The following is an 18,913-nucleotide window of genomic DNA, read 5'->3' on the forward strand; positions in this document are numbered from 1 at the left end:
CGGGCGGGGCGCCCCGTACCCTTGCTCCGTGAGCAGCAGCCCCACCCCCGAAGCCCTGCTGGGCCCCGCCGACGTCCGCGAACTGGCGGCGGCCCTCGGTGTGCGTCCCACCAAGCAGCGCGGCCAGAACTTCGTGATCGACGCGAACACGGTCCGCCGTATCGTCCGCACCGCCGACGTCCGTCCCGACGACGTCGTCGTGGAGGTCGGGCCGGGGCTCGGCTCCCTCACCCTCGCGCTGCTGGAGGTCGCCGACCGCGTCACCGCCGTCGAGATCGACGACGTCCTCGCCGCCGCGCTGCCCGCGACGATCGCCGCCCGCATGCCGGACCGCGCCGACCGGTTCGCGCTGGTCCACTCGGACGCGATGCAGGTGACCGCGCTGCCGGGCCCGGCCCCCACCGCGCTGGTGGCGAACCTGCCGTACAACGTGGCCGTGCCCGTGCTGCTGCACATGCTCGACACCTTCCCGAGCATCGAGCGCACCCTCGTGATGGTGCAGGCGGAGGTCGCCGACCGGCTCGCCGCCGGGCCCGGCTCCAAGGTGTACGGCGTGCCGTCCGTCAAGGCGGGCTGGTACGCCGAGGTCAAGCGGGCCGGCGCCATCGGCCGCAACGTCTTCTGGCCCGCGCCGAACGTCGACAGCGGGCTGGTCTCCCTCACCCGGCGGGCCGAGCCGATCAGGACGACGGCCACCAAGAAGCAGGTGTTCGCCGTCGTCGACGCGGCCTTCGCGCAGCGGCGCAAGACCCTGCGGGCCGCGCTCGCGGGCTGGGCGGGTTCCGCGGCGGCCGCCGAGGCGGCCCTGGTCGCCGCGGGCGTCTCGCCGCAGGCGCGCGGCGAGTCGCTGAGCGTCGAGGAGTTCGCGCGGATCGCGGAGGCGGCCGCGTCCCGGGGGGCCGCTCCGGCGCGGGCGGCCGCGGAAGAGGAGTCCGAGTAAGTGAGCGTGACGGTACGCGTCCCGGCCAAGGTCAACGTCCAGCTGGCGGTGGGTGCCGCCCGGCCCGACGGCTTCCACGACCTGGCGAACGTCTTCCTGGCGGTCGGCCTCTACGACGAGGTCACGGCCACCGCGTCGGCGGACGGGCCGCGGGTCACCTGCGCGGGCCCGGACGCCGGCCAGGTCCCCCTGGACGCCACGAACCTGGCGGTCCGTGCGGCGCTCGCGCTCGCCGAGCGTCACGGTCGCAGCCCGGACGTGCACCTGCACATCGCCAAGGACATCCCGGTCGCCGGCGGCATGGCGGGCGGCAGCGCCGACGGGGCGGCCGCGCTGGTGGCCTGCGACGCGCTGTGGGGGACGCACGCCTCCCGCGAGGAGCTGCTCGACATCTGCGCCGAACTGGGCAGCGACGTGCCCTTCAGCCTGGTGGGCGGGGCCGCGCTGGGCACCGGGCGGGGCGAGTTGCTCCGCCCGCTGGAGGTGGGCGGCACCTTCCACTGGGTGTTCGCGACGGCCCACCGAGGGCTGTCCACCCCGGCGGTCTTCCGCGAGTTCGACCGGCTCGGCGAGGGCACGCGCATCCCCGAGCCCGTCGCCTCGCAGGACCTGCTCGACGCGCTGGCCAAGGGCGACCCGGACGCGCTGGCCGCGGCCGTCTCCAACGATCTGCAGCCCGCCGCGCTGTCCCTCTTCCCCGAGCTGGCCGGCACCCTGGCGGCGGGTCGCGCCGCGGGCGCCCTGGCCGCCCTGGTCTCGGGCTCCGGCCCGACCACCGCCTTCCTCGCCCGTGACGCCGAGGCGGCGGCCCGGATCGCCCGGGACCTCCGCGCGACGGGCACCTGCCGCACGGCCCGCACCGCGGCGGGCCCGGTGCCGGGGGCGACCGTGGTGAGCGGAGCCTCGTAGCGGCGGGAGTGCCGGCCCGTTCGGCGCTCGCGGACGAGGCCGTACGGGCCGGAGCGGGACCGGGGGCGTCCGCCCCCGGCGGGGTCAGGCGCCGCCGAGCCCGTCCCGGACGAGCTGCCGGGCCACGCGCTGCCGGGCCCCGGCCAGCTCGGCGGCCACGCGCTCGGCGCGGTCGGTGTCCGCGACGACCGAGGCGCTGAGCGCCGGGGCGTCGAGCAGCCACCGGCGGCGCAGGTGGGTCGGCGGGTGGGTGGAGCCCACGCTGTGCCCGCGCAGGGCCCCGGCGCGGCGCTGACGTTCGTACTCGGACTCCGGGACCGACCCCATGTGGGCGGCCAGCTCCTCCCACAGCCCCTCGCCGAGGTTCGCCGGGTCGCCGCGCCGGGCCATCCGGCGCCTGCCGACCTCCCGGTGCAGGGTGACCGTCACCGAGTCCATGACCAGCAGAAGGTCCATGACCCCGACCGCCGCCTCGGTGGAGCCGACCCGGGCGGCCAGGGAGTCGGCCAGGTACTCACCCCGTTGCGTGGCGCGTGCGGTGAGCACCTCGAAGACCATCAGCAGGCCCTGGACCAGCGCGCGGGGCACGAGGTACAGGAGGTTGACGACCATCTCCGCCGCGCTCGGGTCGCGGATCGGGGTCAGGAAGTAGTGCCAGGTGGCGAGCGACCGGTAGGCCGTCGCCACCACCAGTCCGCGGCGCGTGTCCCCGTTGGCGCAGTGGCCGAGCTCGTGCCCCAGCAGGGCGATGCGCTGCTGCGGGGTGAGCACCTCCCACAGCGGCAGGCCCAGTGTGAGCAGGCGGCCGCGCAGGCCGTGGCCGGTCACGCTCGCGTCGGGCTGCCCGTCCACCGCGATGGCGTCCACGCTCCTGGTGCCCGCGGCCCGGGCGACCTCGTCGACGAGGGCGTAGAGCTCCGGGGCGTCGGACCGGCGCAGGATGATGCCGTCCTCGGGCAGTCGGCCGAGCCGTGGCCTGAGCGGCCAGGCCACCCCCAGCAGGAGCAGGCCGAGCAGCATCGCGAACCCGCCCCACCCCGTCAGCAGGAACCAGAGCCCCGCGACGGCCAGGCCCAGGGTCACGGCGTGGATCGCCCCCGCGATCACGTACGCGACGACGCCGGCCGCGTCCCGGCCGGGCCGCCGCCCCCGGCCGTCGCCCGTGGCGGCGAACAGCGCCTCGCCGTGCCGCCGGGCCAGCGCGCGGCGCAGCCGTTCGAGCCGGCCGCCGTCGTCCTCGGGCCGCCCCGGGTCCACGTTCCAGTCGCAGGCGGCGCACCACACGGTGAACCGGCCGTCCGCGCGGATCTCCGCCCCGCACTCCGGGCATGGCTGAAGCGTCTGTCGTGCAGCGGTGCTCACCGCGTTCCTCCCCCCGGCCCTCCCCAGAGGCCGTCCTGTTCATGACAGGCGTAGCTGATCATGCGGCTTCCCCCGCGGTAAAGCGGTTACGGCGGTAAAGCGGGGACGGCGGTGAAGAGGTGAGGAGCCCGGAGGGCGAGTGGGGTCCGTCGTCGGACGTCACCCGATCGGTGTACGTCTGTCTCCGACTACCCTGGAGGGTCGATCGCGTCCCCCGGGCAGGAGTGAAATGGCCGTCAATCTGGTCAATGTCGAGAACGTCAGCAAGGTGTACGGCACGCGTGCCCTGCTCGACGGTGTCTCGCTCGGCGTGTCCGAAGGGGACCGGATCGGGGTCGTCGGGCGCAACGGCGACGGCAAGACCACCCTCATCCGGATGCTGGCCAAGCTGGAGGAGTCCGACACCGGGCGCGTCACGCACTCCGGCGGGCTGCGGCTGGGCGTGCTCACCCAGCACGACTCCCTCGACCCCACGGCGACCGTGCGGCACGAGGTCATCGGCGACCTCGCCGACCACGAGTGGGCGGGCAACGCCCGGATCCGCGACGTGCTGACCGGGCTGTTCGGCGGGCTGGACCTGCCCGGCTTCCCCAAGGGCCTGGACACCGTCATCGGGCCGCTGTCCGGCGGCGAGCGGCGGCGGATCGCGCTCGCCAAGCTGCTCATCGACGAGCAGGACCTGATCGTCCTGGACGAGCCCACCAACCACCTCGACGTCGAGGGCATCGCCTGGCTCGCCCAGCACCTGCGCGTCCGGCGCTCGGCGCTGGTGTGCGTCACCCACGACCGCTGGTTCCTCGACCAGGTCTGCACCCGCATGTGGGACGTGCAGCGCGGGGTCGTCCACGAGTACGAGGGCGGCTACACCGACTACGTCTTCGCCCGCGCCGAGCGGGAGCGGATCGCCGCGAGCGAGGAGGTCAAGCGGCAGAACCTCGTCCGCAAGGAGCTGGCGTGGCTGCGCCGCGGCGCCCCCGCCCGTACGTCCAAGCCGCGCTTCCGCGTCGAGGCGGCCAACGAGCTGATCAAGGACGTGCCGCCGCCGCGGGACTCCTCCGAGCTGATGAAGTTCGCCTCCTCCCGGCTCGGCAAGACCGTCTTCGACCTGGAGGACGTGTCCGTGCAGGCCGGGCCGAAGGTGCTGCTCAAGCACGTGACCTGGCAGCTCGGCCCGGGTGACCGGATCGGCCTGGTCGGCGTCAACGGCGCCGGGAAGACGTCGCTGCTGCGGGCGATGGCCCAGGCGGCCCGCACCGAGGGCGAGGAGCAGCCGGCGGGCGGCCGGATCGCCGTCGGCCGGACCGTGAAGCTGGCGTACCTGTCCCAGGAGGTCGCGGAACTCGACCCCGAGTGGCGGGTCCTGCAGGCCGTGCAGCAGGTGCGCGAGCGCGTCGACCTCGGCAAGGGCCGGGAGATGACCGCCGGACAGCTGTGCGAGACCTTCGGATTCAACAAGGAGAAGCAGTGGACGCCGGTGGGCGACCTGTCCGGCGGTGAGCGGCGGCGGCTCCAGCTGCTGCGGCTGCTCATGGACGAGCCGAACGTCCTCTTCCTCGACGAGCCCACCAACGACCTCGACATCGAGACCCTCACCCAGCTCGAGGACGTCCTCGACGGCTGGCCCGGCTCGATGATCGTCATCTCCCACGACCGGTTCTTCGTCGAGCGCACCACCGACACCGTGTACGCGCTCCTCGGCGACGGCGCGCTGCGGATGCTGCCGCGCGGCATCGACGAGTACCTGGAGCGGCGGCAGCGGATGGAACAGCAGGCCGCGGCAGCCGCCGCGACCGCCGCGCCTGCGGCGGCGCGGCCCGGGTCGGCCGCGCCCGAGAAGAGCGCCGCCGAACAGCGTGCCGCGAAGAAGGAACTCCAGAAGATCGAGCGGCAGTTGGACCGCATCTCCGACAAGGAGTCCACGCTGCACACCCAGATCGCCGAGAACGCAACCGACTTCGAGAAGGTCGCCCGACTCGACGCCGAACTGCGCGACTTGGCGGGCGAGCGCGAGGAGCTGGAACTGCGCTGGCTGGAACTGGCCGAGGACGCCTAGGACTCGGCCCACCCGCGCATCCCGCCGGCCTCACCGGCACATCCCGCCCACGTCCGCCACACATCCGCTCCGGCCCGCATCCGGGCCCGTCCCACGTCCGCCCCCGCCCCACGGCCGAAAAAACCCGGGCGTGGGGCGGCGTCGCGTGCGCCGCGTGAAGGGCGCGTGAAGGCGCGTAACGAGGGCATCACGGGCCGGTTCTCCCTTGGGAACAGGGGCTGATCCGAGCCGGTCCGCCGTCGGCGGTGAGTGATAGAAAGGGCCGTCTGAGAACAATCTGAGTATCACTTCGGGTCCGTCACGAACCTCAGAGCGTGGCCGAAAATCAGTGAACTAGGGGGAACGCGCTGATGGCTCAGCCGCCCAATCAGCCGCCGCAGGGTGGCTTCGGAGCACCGCAGGATCAGCCTCCGCAGCAGCCACCGCCGGGCGGCGGCTTCGGGGCCCCGCAACCGCCGCCCGCGCAGGGCGGTTTCGGCGCTCCCCAGGACCCGCGCCAGGGCACGCCCCCGCCCCCCGCCCAGCCGCCCCAGGCCCCGCAGCCCGGCTACGGCTACCCGCAGCAGCCCGGCCCCCCGGCCCAGCCGGGACCGTACGGCGCGCCCACCGCGCCCGGCCCGTACGGGCAGCCGCAGCAGCCGGGGCCGTACGGCTATCCGCAGCAGCCCGGCCCGTACGGACAGCAGCCCGGATACGGCTACCCGCAGCAGCAGTTCCCGGGCGCGCCCGGCACCCCGCCGCCCGGCGGCTCCCGCAACCCCTTCAAGGGCCGGCCCGCGCTGGTCGTCGGCGCCGCGGTGGCGGCGCTGCTCGTCGTCGGCGGCACCGTGTGGGCCGTCAACGCCGGTGACGGCGGCGGTGGCAAGAAGCCGGTCGCAGGACCGAGCGGCGACGGCAAGGACACCGCCTCCGACGGCCCGGCCGACCCCGGCGACGGCAGCGGCGACGGCGGCAAGGACCCGGAGAACCTCAACGCGGGCCGCAAGCCCGGCGAGGCGAAGGTGCTCTGGTACAAGGAGGCGCCCGACGCCCCCGGTTCCGGCGCCGACGCCCCCGGCATGTGGATCACCGGCAGGACCGCGGTGAAGGCGGCCTACAAGCAGGTCGTCGCCTACAACGTCGGTGACGGCAACCCCACCTGGGCGCCCCTCACCTTCCCGCAGAAGATCTGTGCGGTGACGCCCGAGAAATCGGCCGACGGCAAGGTCGTCGTGGCGTACATGAGCGGCAGCAGCGACCGCGCCAAGTGCAACCAGCTCCAGGAGATCGACCTGGACACCGGCAAGAAGGGCTGGACCACCCAGGTCGCCGACGGCCAGCTGTTCGACAGCACGATCACCGTCGAGCTGTCCCTGACCGGCAAGACCCTGATGGTGGGCCGCTCCCAGTCCGGTGTGGCGTACGACGTCGGGACCGGCAGGAAGCTGTTCGACAAGAAGCACTACGGCGAGGCCTGCTACCCGGCCGGGTTCGCGGGCGGCGCGCGGCTGATCGCCGTCTCCTCCTGCGGCGTCGGCGGCTCGAACGCGCACGACGAGGTGCAGGAGCTCGATCCGGCCACCGGCAAGGCGCGGTGGACCAAGAAGATCCCGAAGGGCTGGACGGTCGAGCGCGCCTACTCCGTCGACCCGGTGGTCATCTACTCCACCGACAAGGACAAGAAGCACTGGAACATCTCGACGCTGAACAGCGACGGTTCCATCCGCTCCCAGGTCGACACCAAGGCCTCCTTCGACGCCCAGTGCGGCTTCGCCATCCTCGACCGCGACCTCCAGGGCTGCCGGGCGGTCGCCGTCGACGCGAGCACGCTCTACCTGCCCACCGAGGCCACCAGCGGCGCCAACGAGATCGTCGCGCTCAGCCTCGCCACCGGCAAGGAGAAGTGGCGGGTCAAGTCCCCCGCGGACACCAAGATGGTCCCGGTCAAGGTGGAGGACGGGAAGCTCGTCGCCTACGTCGAGCCGTCCTACGACGCGGGCGGCCAGATCGTCTCCGTGCCGACCGCCGGATCGAGCCACACCACCACGAAGCTGCTGCAGAACCCGCAGGGCACCGCGCAGATCGAGGACGGCTTCTACTCCAAGGACGTCGACTGGGTCGACGGGCGCTTCTACATCTCCACCACCCGGCTGAACGGCAACGACGACACGAAGGAGAAGTTGATGCTCGCCTTCGGCAAGTGAGGCCGGTCGGCCGCTCCCGGGCGGCCGGCGCTCCCGCGCCGTTTCGATCACCCGGCTTCTCCGCAGTCCCCGTCGTCCCCCGCATTCCCGAGGTGCACCCGTCATGACCCAGCCTCCGCCGCCGCCCAACCAGCCCCCGCGGCAGGGCGGCTTCGGCCCGCCCGAGGACCAGCCGCCGCAGCAGGACGGTGCGGCGCAGCCGCCCGCGCAGGGCCCGCAGCCCCCTGCCGCCCAGCCCCAGCAGCCGCCGCAGGCTCCGCCGCCCGCCGGCGGTCCGAACCTGACCAAGGGCCCGACCCCGGCGCCCGGCTACGGCTACCCGCAGGCCCCGCAGGCCCCGCAGGCCCCGCAGGCCCCGCAGGGCTCCCAGCCGCCCCAGGCCCCCCAGCCGTCCCAGGGCGCCCCGCAGACGCCCCCGCCGGCCGGACCGCCGCAGCCCCAGCCCGGGTACGGCTATCCGCAGGTCCCGCAGCCGCCCCAGACCCCGCCCGGCTACGGCTACCCGCAGGCGCCCCAGGCCCCGCAGACGCCCCCGGGCTACGGCTACCCCGGCCGGCCGCAGGGGCCGTACGCCCAGCAGCCGGGCCCCTACGGCACCCCGCAGCCCGGTCCCTACGGCGGCCCGCAGCCGGGTCCCTACGGCGCCCAGCAGTCCGGTTACGGCTACCCGGGCCAGCCCACCATGCCGATGCACCCGCAGGCCGGGCAGCCGGCCGGCGGACGGAAGGTCAACGCGCAGCTGGCGATCATCGTCGCGGCCGTCGTCGCCATCGCGCTGATCGTCGGCGGCGGCGTCTGGTACGCCAACTCCTCCGGCGGCAGCGGCAAGGACGACACCGCGAGCTCCAGCGGCGGCACCGGCGGCAAGAGCGGCGACGGCGACCAGGGCGGCCCCGGCGGCACCTCCTCCGGCGGCAAGGAGAAGGTCCCCTCCGACCCCGCCGCCAAGGTGCTCTACCAGGTGCCGATGCCCGACGTGAAGGACACGTTCGTCACCACCGGCTCCTGGCTCACCGACAAGGTGTACGCCAAGAGCGGGGTCGCCGAGATCGTCGGCTACGACCCCGACAAGGGCACCAAGCTGTGGACGATCAAGCTGCCCGGCCCGGTGTGCCAGGCCACCGAGCACACCACGGCGGACAACCGGACGGCGATCCTCTACCAGCCGGCCATGCCCACCAAGGCCAAGCCCTCGCAGGGCTGCAGCCAGGTCGCGGCGATCGACCTGGACGCCGGCCGCAAGCTGTGGACGAACACCGTCAAGGCCGGTGACCGGCTGGTCTCCCTGGACAACGTCACCGTCAGCGCGGGCACGGTCGCCGTGGGCAGCACCAGCGGCGGCGCCGCCTTCGACATCGCCACCGGCAAGGCGCTGTGGTCCCCGAAGCCGACCGACACCTGCTACGACGCGGGCTACGGCGGCGGCCCCAAGCTGGTCGCGCTGCGCAAGTGCGGCCAGTACGGCCAGCGCGAGCTGCGCGTGCAGACCATCGACCCGAAGACCGGGAAGGTGATCTCGGAGTACAAGATGTCCCAGGGCATCGAGTACGCGGCCGTGGTGTCCACCGACCCGCTGGTGGTGGCGGCCGACGTCGGCGACAGCGCGGGCGACGGCAGCGGCATCTCCGACTTCTTCTCCATCGACGACAAGACCGGCAAGCTGCGCGCCCACATCTCCGCGCCGGGCGACAAGTACGCGGCCCGCTGCGACGGCATCACCAGGATCGAGTACTGCACCGGCCTCGCGGTCGGCGAGGACAAGCTGTACGTGCCGACCGAGGAGCACGACGGCACCGGCCAGTACAGCAAGACCAACGAGATCGTCGCCTTCGACCTCGCCACCGGCCGGCAGACCGGCCAGCGCGCCGACGCGGGCGACGGCTACACGATCACCCCGCTGCGCATGGACGGCGGCAACGTCATCGCCTACAAGCGCCCGCCCTACGACAAGGGCGGCCAGATCGTGAGCATCGACGGCGGCTCCTTCAAGGAGACCGAGCTGCTGGAGAACCCGGCCACGGAGGCGGTGCGGGACGCGGAGACCTCGATGTCCCCGGAGTACGCCGAGATCCTCTACGCGCAGGGCCACCTGTACATGTCGGCGGTCTTCGCGCACAAGTCGAGCTCGTCCTTCGGCAAGGAGTACCTGCTGCTGGCCTTCGGCGCCGGCGGCTGAGCCCTCCGCACGGCCGCGACCCGCACGGCCCCGCCCCTGCTCAGGGGCGGGGCCGTGCGCGTACCGCGCATCACCCTCGAATGCGGGGAATCCCGGGAATTCCGTCGATCCGGGGCACTTCTCGCCGGTAGGGGCAGCGCGACGTCGAACAAGCGTGTAGCTTCCGGGGGATGCATAGGGCGGTGTGCCGGGGGGCGCACCGCGCGTAGGGCTGCCCGTGGGATCCGGTGGGCATCCATGAGGGGCGTCCGTTGGGAGGACTGGGGGGTTGCTCGATGGGAGTGCGGCTGATGGTGGTCGACGACCACCGACTGCTCGCCGAGGCACTGGCCTCGGCGCTGAAACTGCGGGGACACCGCGTGCTGGCCGCGGCGGCACCCGCCGCCGGCGCGGCGGAGCTGGTGATCAGCCGTGCGCCGGAGGTGTGCCTGCTGGGGACGGCGACACCGGCCGAGCCGGGGACGTTCGACCCGGTGGCGCGGATCAAGCGGGAGCGGCCGCAGGTCGCGGTGGTGGTGCTGGGCCCGGTCCCGTCGCCGCGCGGGATCGCGGCGGCCTTCGCGGCGGGCGCCTCCGGATACGTACGCCATGACGAGCGCATAGAGGGCGTGGAGCGGGCGATCATGAAGGCGCGGGCGGGGGAGGCGGCCGTGGCCCCGCAGCTGTTGCAGGGTGCCTTCGGCGAGCTGCTCAACCCCGCCGCCCAGCCCGACGACGAGGGACAGCGGCTGTTGCAGATGCTGACCCCGCGGGAGGTGGAGGTGCTGGTCAGGGTGGCCGACGGCGAGGACACGCGGCTGATCGCGGCGGGCATGGGCATCGCGCCGAGCACGGCCCGCACGCATGTGCAGCGGGTGCTGATGAAGCTCGGGGTGGGCTCCCGGCTGGAGGCGGCGGCCCTGGCGGCCCGCACCGGCCTGCTGGAGCGCGCGGGCCCGCTCCCGCACACGGCGCCCGTCCCGCCCGCGCGGCCGGAGACGGGAGCGGCGGGGCCCCAGTAGGGACTCACGGGGGCACGGGCGCGGGGCCGGGGACTTCGGCGGGGACGGGCGCGGGGCCGGAGGGGAACTCCGGCCCCGAGGCTCCCGGTGGCCCGCTGTGGGGAGGCGGGCCACCCTTCACCCGCGCACCGCGCCGTGGCCGCCGTACGGCCGGGCCGGCCGGCCCGTGTCACTCCGGCCGCTGCTCTTCGGCCGGTTCCTCGGGCAGGTGCGGTACCACCGGCCGCAGCTTCAGCCACACCAGGAAGAAGATGCCGAGCAGCAGCATCCCGATCCCGGTCCACAGGTTGATGTTGACGCCCTCCGCCTTGTCGATGGCGGCCTGGGAGTCGGTGAGGCCGGTGATCGTGACGATGACGCCGTAGAGGACGAACAGGCCGCCGATGATGCGCCGCAGGTCGAAGATGCGCGCGGCGGTCGCGGACTTGCCCTCCAGGTCGGTGACTTCCCGCTGGACGTCCTTCTCGGAGTATCCGTGGTTCTCGGACATGGTCTCTCAATCCTCCCGCGTCAGAACGAGAACGGGATGTAGCAGAGGGCGGCGAGGGCGACCGCGCCCCAGCCAAGCAGGGCGGGCTTGCGGTACCAGGCCTCGTCCCCGGGGGCGGAGGGTTCGGCCACGCCGGGCGAGCTGGTGCCGTAGACGAGCCCCTGGAGGTCCTCCTCCGGCTTGGGCCGGGTGAACAGCGACACGGCGACCATGACCACCGCGCCCGCGACGAAGCCGGCGATCGCGGAGACGAAGTTGGCGCCCTGGTCGGTGGGGATGCCGATGATGCCCTGCTTGTAGATGACGAAGTAGTTCACCATCGCCGCCGTGGTGCCGGCGAGCAGGCCCCAGAAGCCGGACTTCATCGACGCGCGCTTCCAGAACATGCCGACGATGAAGACCGCGAACATCGGCACGTTGAAGAAGGAGAACAGCGTCTGCAGGTAGGCCATGATGTTCGAGAACGACGCGGCCAGGAACGCCGTGCCGATCGACGCGAGCACACCGACCGCCGTGATCAGCCGGCCGAAGCGGACGTAGTAGCCGTCCTCGCGGTGCTTGACCACGTACTTGGCCCAGATGTCGTTGGTGAAGACGGTGTTGAAGGACGACACGTTGGCCGCCATGCCGGCCATGAAGGCCGCGAGCAGACCGGTCACCGCGATGCCGAGGACGCCGTTGGGCAGCAGCTCCTGCATCAGGTAGGGGATCGCGTCGTTGTACTGGAGGCCGGAGGCGGAGGTGCCGATCTTCGGCACGAGGGCGGCGGCGACCAGGCCCGGGATCATCACCAGGAAGACGATGAAGATCTTCGGGTAGGCGGCGATCAGCGGGGTGCGCTGGGCGGCGGAGAGGTTCCGCGCGGACAGCGCGCGCTGCACCTCGGCGAAGTTGGTCGTCCAGTAGCCGAAGGACAGCACGAAGCCGAGGCCGAGGACGATGGTCAGCCAGTTGGCGCCGAGCGGGTTGGCACTGCCGATGCCGGTGCCGCCCCAGGCGGTGACGAAGTTGCCGCCGTGCTGCTGCGTGAGCGTGTGGGTCAGGCCGTCCCAGCCGCCGACCTTCTTCAGGCTGAGCACCACGAGCGGGATGAGGGCCGCGAGGATCACGAAGAACTGCAGCACCTCGTTGTAGATCGCGGAGGACAGGCCGCCGAGGGTGATGTAGGCGAGCACGAAGAAGCCGGCGACCACGATCGCCACCCACTGCGGCCAGCCCAGCAGCGCCTCGACGACGATCGCGAGGGCGTAGAGGTTCACGCCGGCGATGAGGATCGCGGCGAAGGCGAACAGGATCGAACTGAGCAGGTGGGCTCCCTTGTCGAAGCGCAGGAGCAGGAACTCGGGGACCGAGCGCACCTTGGAGCCGTAGTAGAAGGGCATCATCACCAGGCCGAGGAAGACCATGGCCGGGATGGCGCCGATCCAGTACCAGTGCACGGTGTAGACGCCGTACTGGGCGCTGTTGGCCGCCATGCCGAGGATCTCGGTGGCGGCCAGGTTGGCGGAGATGAAGGCCAGGCCGGTGATCCACGCGGGCAGCGAGCGCCCGGAGAGGAAGAAGTCGAGGGTGGTCCGTACGGAGCGGCGGGCGGCGAAGCCGATGCCGAGGACCACGACGAAGTAGATCCCGAGGATCGTGTAGTCGAGCCAGTTGGTGGGGAGCCGTAGCTCCGCTGCCAGGTAGGCGGGCGCATGTGTGGGGGTTTGCATGAGAACTCGCTTCGTTGCGCGAACTGATCCAGCGGGGAACCTACGCCTTTGTGCTCAGTGAATGAACACTTCTGTTGGTGGTCTTTGTTTGATTGTGATGTCCGGACTGGTTGGTTGGTTGTGACGTGTTATGTTTGATTGTGTTGAGTGATGGCGTGCGGTGCTAGGCAGTCCCCTGTGCCGCATCTTTCGGGGGCGACCCCCGGACCCCCGGCCGACTCGCAGGGGCCCCGGGTGCGAAGAAGGGTGAGTTGCCGTGAAGAAGACCTCGACCCGGCTGGCCGACGGTCGTGAGCTCGTCTACTACGACCTGCGCGACGACGTGGTGCGCGGCGCGCCCGACCGGCGCCCGCTGGACCCCACCGTCACCACCTCCGAGATCCGCCGGGACCCGCTGCTCGGCGACTCGGTCGCGGTGGCCTCGCACCGCCAGGGCCGCACCTACCACCCGCCGGCCGACGAGTGCCCCCTGTGCCCGTCGCGGGGCGAGCGGCTGAGCGAGATCCCGGACTCGTCGTACGACGTGGTGGTCTTCGAGAACCGCTTCCCCTCGCTGGCCGGCGACTCGGGCCGCTGCGAGGTCGTCTGCTTCACGTCCGACCATGACGCCTCCTTCGCCGACCTGACCGAGGAGCAGGCGCGACTGGTGCTGGACGCGTGGACGGACCGGACGTCGGAGCTGTCGCATCTGCCCTCCGTCGAGCAGGTGTTCTGTTTCGAGAACCGCGGGGCCGAGATCGGTGTGACGCTGCAGCATCCCCACGGTCAGATCTACGCCTACCCCTTCACCACCCCGCGCACCGCGCGGATGCTCCGCTCACTGGCGGACCACAAGGACGCCACCGGCGGGGAGAACCTGTTCGACGTCGTCCTGGAGCGGGAACTCGCCGGGGAGCGGATCGTCCTGGAGGGTGAGCACTGGGTGGCCTTCGTGCCGTACGCGGCGCACTGGCCCTACGAGGTCCACCTCTACCCGCGCCGCCGGGTGCCGGACCTGCTGGGGCTGGACGAGGCCGCGCGCACAGAGTTTCCCCAGGTCTATCTGGAACTGTTGCGGCGCTTCGACCGTATTTTCGGCGAGGGTGAGCCTCCGACCCCGTACATCGCGGCCTGGCACCAGGCACCGTTCGGCACGCCGCAGGGGTACGGCGGGGTGAGCCGCGACGACTTCGCGCTCCACCTCGAGCTTTTCACCATCCGCCGCACTTCCGGCAAGCTGAAGTTTCTCGCGGGTTCCGAGTCCGGCATGAACGTGTTCATCAACGACGTGCCGCCGGAGCGCGCGGCCGAGCGACTGCGAGAGGTAGCGAGTTGATGAGCGGGAAGTACCTGGTGACGGGCGGCGCGGGTTACGTCGGCAGCGTGGTGGCCCAGCATCTGCTGGAGGCCGGCCACGAGGTCACCGTCCTGGACAACCTCTCCACCGGCTTCCGCGAGGGCGTCCCGGCCGGTGCCGCCTTCGTCGAGGGCGACATCCGCGACGCCGCGAAGTGGCTGGACCCCTCCTACGACGCGGTGCTGCACTTCGCCGCGTTCTCGCAGGTCGGCGAGTCGGTCGTCAAGCCGGAGAAGTACTGGGACAACAACGTCGGCGGCACCATGGCGCTGCTCGGCGCGATGCGCGAGGCGGGCGTGCGCACGCTGGTCTTCTCCTCCACGGCGGCCACCTACGGCGAACCGGAGCAGGTCCCGATCGTCGAGACCGCGCCGACGAGGCCGACCAACCCCTACGGCGCCTCCAAGCTCGCCGTCGACCACATGATCACCGGCGAGGCCGCCGCGCACGGCCTCGGCGCGGTCTCGCTGCGCTACTTCAACGTGGCCGGCGCCTACGGCGCGCAGGGCGAGCGGCACGACCCCGAGTCGCACCTCATCCCCCTGGTCCTCCAGGTCGCCCAGGGCCGCCGCGACGCGATCTCCGTCTTCGGCGACGACTACCCGACCCCGGACGGCACCTGCGTCCGCGACTACATCCACGTCGCGGACCTCGCCGAGGCCCACCTGCTGGCCCTGAAGGCCGCCACCCCCGGCGAGCACCTGATCTGCAACCTCGGCAACGGCAACGGCTTCTCCGTCCGCGAGGTGATCGAGACGGTCCGCCGGGTCACCGGCCACCCCGTCCCCGAGGTCGTGGCCCCGCGCCGCGGCGGCGACCCGGCGGTGCTGGTCGCCTCCGCGGGGGCCGCCCGCGACAAGCTCGGCTGGAACCCGTCCCGCGCGGACCTCGCGGGTATCGTCGCGGACGCCTGGGAGTTCGCGCAGAAGATCGCAAGGGAGCAGTAGTGGGGGCACAGCAGGTGCGGGACGGCTTCGTCGGGCTGTACGGAGCCGAACCGGAGGGAGTCTGGGCGGCGCCCGGCCGGGTCAACCTGATCGGCGAGCACACCGACTACAACGACGGCTTCGTGATGCCGTTCGCGCTGCCGCACGTCACGGTCGCCGCGGTCTCCCGCCGCACCGACGGCCTGCTGCGGCTGCACTCGGCGGACATCGGCGGCGGGACGGCGGCCCCCGTCGAACTGCGCGTCGACGAGCTGGCCCCCGAGTCCGACCGGGACTGGACGGCGTACCCGGCGGGCGTGGTGTGGGCGCTGCGCGAGGCCGGCCACGCGGTGACCGGCGCGGACGTGCACCTGGCGTCGACCGTGCCGGCCGGTGCCGGGCTGTCCTCGTCGGCGGCCCTGGAGGTCGTCGTCGCCCTCGCCCTGAACGACCTGTTCGAGCTGGGTCTGCGGGGCTGGCAGCTGGCCCGCCTGTGCCAGCGCGCGGAGAACGTCTACGTCGGCGCCCCCACCGGGATCATGGACCAGACGGCGTCCGCCTGCTGCGCCGAGGGGCACGCCCTCTTCCTCGACACCCGCGACCTCGCGCAGAAGCAGATCCCCTTCGACCTGGCCGCCGAGGGGATGCGCCTGCTGGTCGTCGACACCCGCGTCAAGCACGCCCACAGCGACGGCGAGTACGGCAAGCGGCGCGCGGGCTGCGAGAAGGGCGCGGCCCTGCTCGGCGTGGACGCCCTGCGCGACGTGCCGTACGCGGAACTGGACGCGGCGCTCGGCCGGCTGGGCGACGAGGAGGAGGTCCGCCGCCTGGTGCGGCACGTCGTCACCGAGGACGAGCGGGTCGAGCGGGTGGTGTCCCTGCTGGAGTCGGGTGACACCCGCGCCATCGGCCCCGTCCTGACCGAGGGCCACCTCTCGCTGCGGGACGACTTCCGCATCTCCTGCCCGGAGCTGGACCTGGTCGTCGACACCGCGAACGCCTCCGGCGCCCTGGGCGCCCGCATGACCGGCGGCGGCTTCGGCGGCTCGGCGATCGTGCTGGCCGAGGAGACCGACGTGCCGGCGATCACCAAGGCGGTCGAAGAGGCCTTCGCCACGGCCGGCTTCACCACCCCGCGCGTCTTCGAGGCAGTGCCGTCCGCGGGAGCCCGCCGCCTCACCTGACCCACGACGTACCACCGGCCCCGGAAGCGTGACCGCCCACGCCCCGGGGCCGACGCCGTCCCGTACGCGGCCGGTGAAAGGCGTCAGACCGCCGCCCAAGCGGAACCGATACCATCACTTGCTCCGGACGCCGGCCGGTGAACGGGGAGAGGGGCAAGGGCATGGCGGACCGCCTGGTCGTCGACGGCGACGAACTCGCGCACTTCATGAAAATGCTGAAGGCGTCGGGCACTTCGCTGAAGGGGGTGCGCAAGGCACTCGGCGACGCGACCGTCACCGGTCTGGGAACGGACGATCTGGACTCGGCGTGCGAGGACTTCCAGGAGGACTGGAAGTACGGCACGGAGCAGATCGGCGAGCAGACGGAGGACCTGGCCAAGATCATCGGTCAGAGCAAGGACAGCTACCGCGAGGTGGACAAGGCGCTGGAGGAGGCGCTGCGCAAGGGCGGGCACGGCAAGGGAGCGGGCAGGAAGTGACCGTCACTCCCGGCGTCGAACCGTCGCCCTACCCCGGCTCCGCCGCCCGCCGCAACGGTGACCTTCCGCAGGGCCTGAAGTCGGCCCCGCACATCCCCAACCCCGGCTATCCCCACCTGGGCTTCAACCCCGTCCCGGGCAGCACCGACACGGTCCACGACCTGGGCAGGAAGCTCGCGAACTGCGCGAAGGTCCTGGAGGAGACCCACGGCCTGGTCACCAGGCTGATGGACGGCAGCTACTGGCAGGGCGACGCGGCCGTCGCCTTCCGGGAGCAACTCGACGGCGGGCCGCTCCCGCTCAACCTGAAGAACGCCGCCCACTCGCTGCGCAAGGCGGCCCGTCAACTCGACCGCTGGGAGAGCGAACTCGACGACTTCCAGCGCCGCGCCAAGCGCCTGGAGGAACAGGCGAAGGAGGCGCAGGCCACGGTCGACGCGGCCAAGGGCCGCGCCCACAAGGCGAAGAACAGCCCCGACCTGCACAAGAAGGGCGCCGGCCACGACACGGCCCAGAAGACGCTGACCCACGCGAACACAGCGGTCGAAGAGGCGCAGTCCGACCTCGACAAGATCATCGCCCGGGCGAGGGAACTGGCCGAGGAACACGAGGACCGCGGCCGCCACCGAGCAGCCAAGATCCGCGACGCGACGAAGAAACTGGCCCCGCAGGAGCCGGGAGCGTGGGACAAGTTCACCGACTGGCTGGACGAGAACTTGCCCGACCTGCTCAGCGGCGTCGCAGCGATCCTGGGTGTCTTCGCCCTGTTCGCCACAGGGCCGCTCGCAGTTCCGCTCCTCATGCTGGCCGCTGGGGTGCTGAGCGGGTCTGCCCTCGTCCTGCGGCTCCAGGACGATGAGACGTGGGCCTCTTTGCGTGACGGAATCACCAAGGGTGAGCTCGACTCGGACTTCTGGGGCAACGCCATCTCCGTAGTCGGGGACGCGCTGGGCGTCGTGCCGGGGCTTGGCGCGGTCACCAAGGGGCTCCTGAAGACGCCTGAAGTGCTGAGCGCCGCTGCCCGGTCAGCGGATGAAGCCCTCACATTCGGGCAGAAAGCCGCTGCGGTTGGTTCTTCGATCCGTGAAGAGGCCTCCGCAATCGACGAAGCGCCGAGTCTGCTCGAACGAGTCAACGTCTTCGGCGCGCGCACTGAAGACGTCCTGCCGAGGGTGGAGACTGCCTCGACGTGGCTCGGGGCCGGTACGGCCGTGTACGGGGTGGCCGGCAGCCTCTACGACACACTGGACAGTGATGGCGCCAAGACCGTGACGTCCGTGGTGGACGGGGTGCGGACCGGAGCGGTCGATGCCCCTGCCGCCGCCGGCGTTCTCCATTTCCTCTTCAAAGGAGTGGCTGCCGCTTCATGACCACGGATACGTTCGTCATCGATCCGTCCGCCATGACGCCGGACGCGGACATCTGGTTCGCCCTGCCGGCGGGCTTCATTCCGCTGCCTTTCCAGGAACTCCTCAAGTCCGAGGAGGCTTCGGATGGTATGGATATCGGCCCGCGCTGGCCCCAAGCCATGCCGATGCTTCAGGCTCTCGGGGACTCCCAACGGGCCCTCGAATTTCTTCTGCCTGTCCGGCGCTTGTTCCAGGTCCTTGCACACAACGGCGTGCTGCACTGCTCGCTGGGGCTGCATCGCGATGACGGGGCAGACGAAGCCTTGCTGCCGTCATTGTTCACTCTCGGCTGGCAGGAGATCGCCTGGGCGCCGCGCCAAGTGACCGTCGCGCGCATCGCCGCCGGGACACACGATGCACGGCACGCTGAGGTCCTCGAACTGTCCTGCGGCCCCGCGTCGCTGGTGGTGACCACCCTGGACGCGCCGGCTGCCGGCTTGCCGCGCGATCTGCTTCAGGTCGCCGTGCACATTCCTTACCCCGAGGCCACGAAGCTGGCTGTTCTGACGCTTTCCGCACCGGCCGTACACCGCGCCGACCATTACTGTGATCTGCTCCGGGAGACAGCCCGCATGGTCACCTTCGAGAACCCGTTGCCCGTGAACCTGCAAGGGGAGGCGTGACCTTGGAACCGCTACAGCACCCCAGAGGCCCCCAGCCGGGTTGGGATGATCCCGGCACGCGTCGTGCTTGCGGGAAGCTGCTCGGCTTCGCCGTTCTGGGGCAGGTTCTCTGGCCCGCGGTGGCGGTCGG

The 18,913-nt window shown here is 72.0% G+C and carries 15 protein-coding genes; 12 read left to right on the plus strand and 3 right to left on the minus strand.

Going from position 1 to position 18,913, the window contains the following annotated elements:
• The first annotated feature begins 28 nt into the window (after positions 1-28).
• Together rsmA and ACIQ9G_RS25085 are read left to right on the plus strand one after the other, a co-directional pair.
• Entirely contained in the window at positions 29-940 is a 912-nt protein-coding gene (rsmA, locus tag ACIQ9G_RS25080) for a 16S rRNA (adenine(1518)-N(6)/adenine(1519)-N(6))-dimethyltransferase RsmA (RefSeq protein ID WP_403613412.1), read from the plus strand.
• Positions 941-1,849 carry a 4-(cytidine 5'-diphospho)-2-C-methyl-D-erythritol kinase gene (locus ACIQ9G_RS25085; RefSeq protein ID WP_403613415.1) on the plus strand — a complete coding sequence of 303 codons (909 nt, stop codon included), beginning with the start codon at positions 941-943 and terminating at the stop codon, positions 1,847-1,849. It begins immediately after the preceding gene.
• An 84-nt stretch (positions 1,850-1,933) separates the two neighbouring features.
• Here ACIQ9G_RS25085 and ACIQ9G_RS25090 read toward each other — a convergent pair whose 3' ends face one another.
• Complete coding sequence (locus ACIQ9G_RS25090) at positions 1,934-3,211, minus strand: M48 family metallopeptidase (protein ID WP_403613418.1); 1,278 nt, start codon at positions 3,209-3,211, stop codon at positions 1,934-1,936.
• Positions 3,212-3,440: 229 nt separating this feature from the next.
• Between ACIQ9G_RS25090 and ACIQ9G_RS25095 the strand changes: the two genes are divergently transcribed.
• From ACIQ9G_RS25095 to ACIQ9G_RS25110, 4 genes are all read left to right on the plus strand, one after another.
• A complete protein-coding gene (locus tag ACIQ9G_RS25095) occupies positions 3,441-5,264 on the plus strand; it encodes an ABC-F family ATP-binding cassette domain-containing protein (protein WP_403613420.1) in 1,824 nt (607 codons plus the stop codon).
• Between the two features lie 350 nt (positions 5,265-5,614).
• Positions 5,615-7,447, plus strand: a complete 1,833-nt coding sequence (locus tag ACIQ9G_RS25100; RefSeq protein ID WP_403613423.1) for a PQQ-binding-like beta-propeller repeat protein — start codon at positions 5,615-5,617, stop codon at positions 7,445-7,447.
• A 103-nt stretch (positions 7,448-7,550) separates the two neighbouring features.
• Positions 7,551-9,623, plus strand: coding sequence for a PQQ-binding-like beta-propeller repeat protein (locus ACIQ9G_RS25105; protein WP_403613426.1), 2,073 nt, complete (start codon positions 7,551-7,553; stop codon positions 9,621-9,623).
• 275 nt (positions 9,624-9,898) lie between these two features.
• On the plus strand, positions 9,899-10,624 hold the full coding sequence (locus tag ACIQ9G_RS25110; RefSeq protein ID WP_403613428.1) for a LuxR C-terminal-related transcriptional regulator: 726 nt from the start codon (positions 9,899-9,901) through the stop codon (positions 10,622-10,624).
• 169 nt (positions 10,625-10,793) lie between these two features.
• Here ACIQ9G_RS25110 and ACIQ9G_RS25115 read toward each other — a convergent pair whose 3' ends face one another.
• Positions 10,794-11,114, minus strand: coding sequence for a hypothetical protein (locus ACIQ9G_RS25115; RefSeq protein ID WP_403613430.1), 321 nt, complete (start codon positions 11,112-11,114; stop codon positions 10,794-10,796).
• Between the two features lie 20 nt (positions 11,115-11,134).
• Entirely contained in the window at positions 11,135-12,826 is a 1,692-nt protein-coding gene (locus ACIQ9G_RS25120; protein ID WP_403613432.1) for a sodium:solute symporter family protein, read from the minus strand.
• A 256-nt stretch (positions 12,827-13,082) separates the two neighbouring features.
• Here ACIQ9G_RS25120 and galT point away from each other — a divergent pair, with 256 nt between their 5' ends.
• The 6 genes from galT (at position 13,083) to ACIQ9G_RS25150 (ending at position 18,783) form a co-directional block, all read left to right on the plus strand.
• Complete coding sequence (galT, locus tag ACIQ9G_RS25125) at positions 13,083-14,141, plus strand: galactose-1-phosphate uridylyltransferase (protein WP_403613434.1); 1,059 nt, start codon at positions 13,083-13,085, stop codon at positions 14,139-14,141.
• Positions 14,141-15,109, plus strand: coding sequence for a UDP-glucose 4-epimerase GalE (gene galE, locus ACIQ9G_RS25130; RefSeq protein WP_403613437.1), 969 nt, complete (start codon positions 14,141-14,143; stop codon positions 15,107-15,109). The genes galT and galE overlap by 1 nt, the downstream gene beginning before the upstream one ends.
• A complete protein-coding gene (gene galK, locus ACIQ9G_RS25135; RefSeq protein WP_403613439.1) occupies positions 15,109-16,272 on the plus strand; it encodes a galactokinase in 1,164 nt (387 codons plus the stop codon). The genes galE and galK overlap by 1 nt, the downstream gene beginning before the upstream one ends.
• Positions 16,273-16,433: 161 nt before the next feature.
• Positions 16,434-16,751 (plus strand): hypothetical protein, encoded by a 318-nt coding sequence (locus ACIQ9G_RS25140; RefSeq protein WP_403613442.1) that lies wholly within the window; start codon positions 16,434-16,436, stop codon positions 16,749-16,751.
• Entirely contained in the window at positions 16,748-18,121 is a 1,374-nt protein-coding gene (locus ACIQ9G_RS25145) for a DivIVA domain-containing protein (RefSeq protein ID WP_403613445.1), read from the plus strand. The genes ACIQ9G_RS25140 and ACIQ9G_RS25145 overlap by 4 nt, the downstream gene beginning before the upstream one ends.
• Positions 18,118-18,783 carry a hypothetical protein gene (locus ACIQ9G_RS25150; RefSeq protein WP_403613447.1) on the plus strand — a complete coding sequence of 222 codons (666 nt, stop codon included), beginning with the start codon at positions 18,118-18,120 and terminating at the stop codon, positions 18,781-18,783. The genes ACIQ9G_RS25145 and ACIQ9G_RS25150 overlap by 4 nt, the downstream gene beginning before the upstream one ends.
• Positions 18,784-18,913: the final 130 nt, after the last annotated feature.

It is taken from the genome of Streptomyces sp. NPDC096152, assembly GCF_044763235.1.
GTDB lineage: Bacteria > Actinomycetota > Actinomycetes > Streptomycetales > Streptomycetaceae > Streptomyces.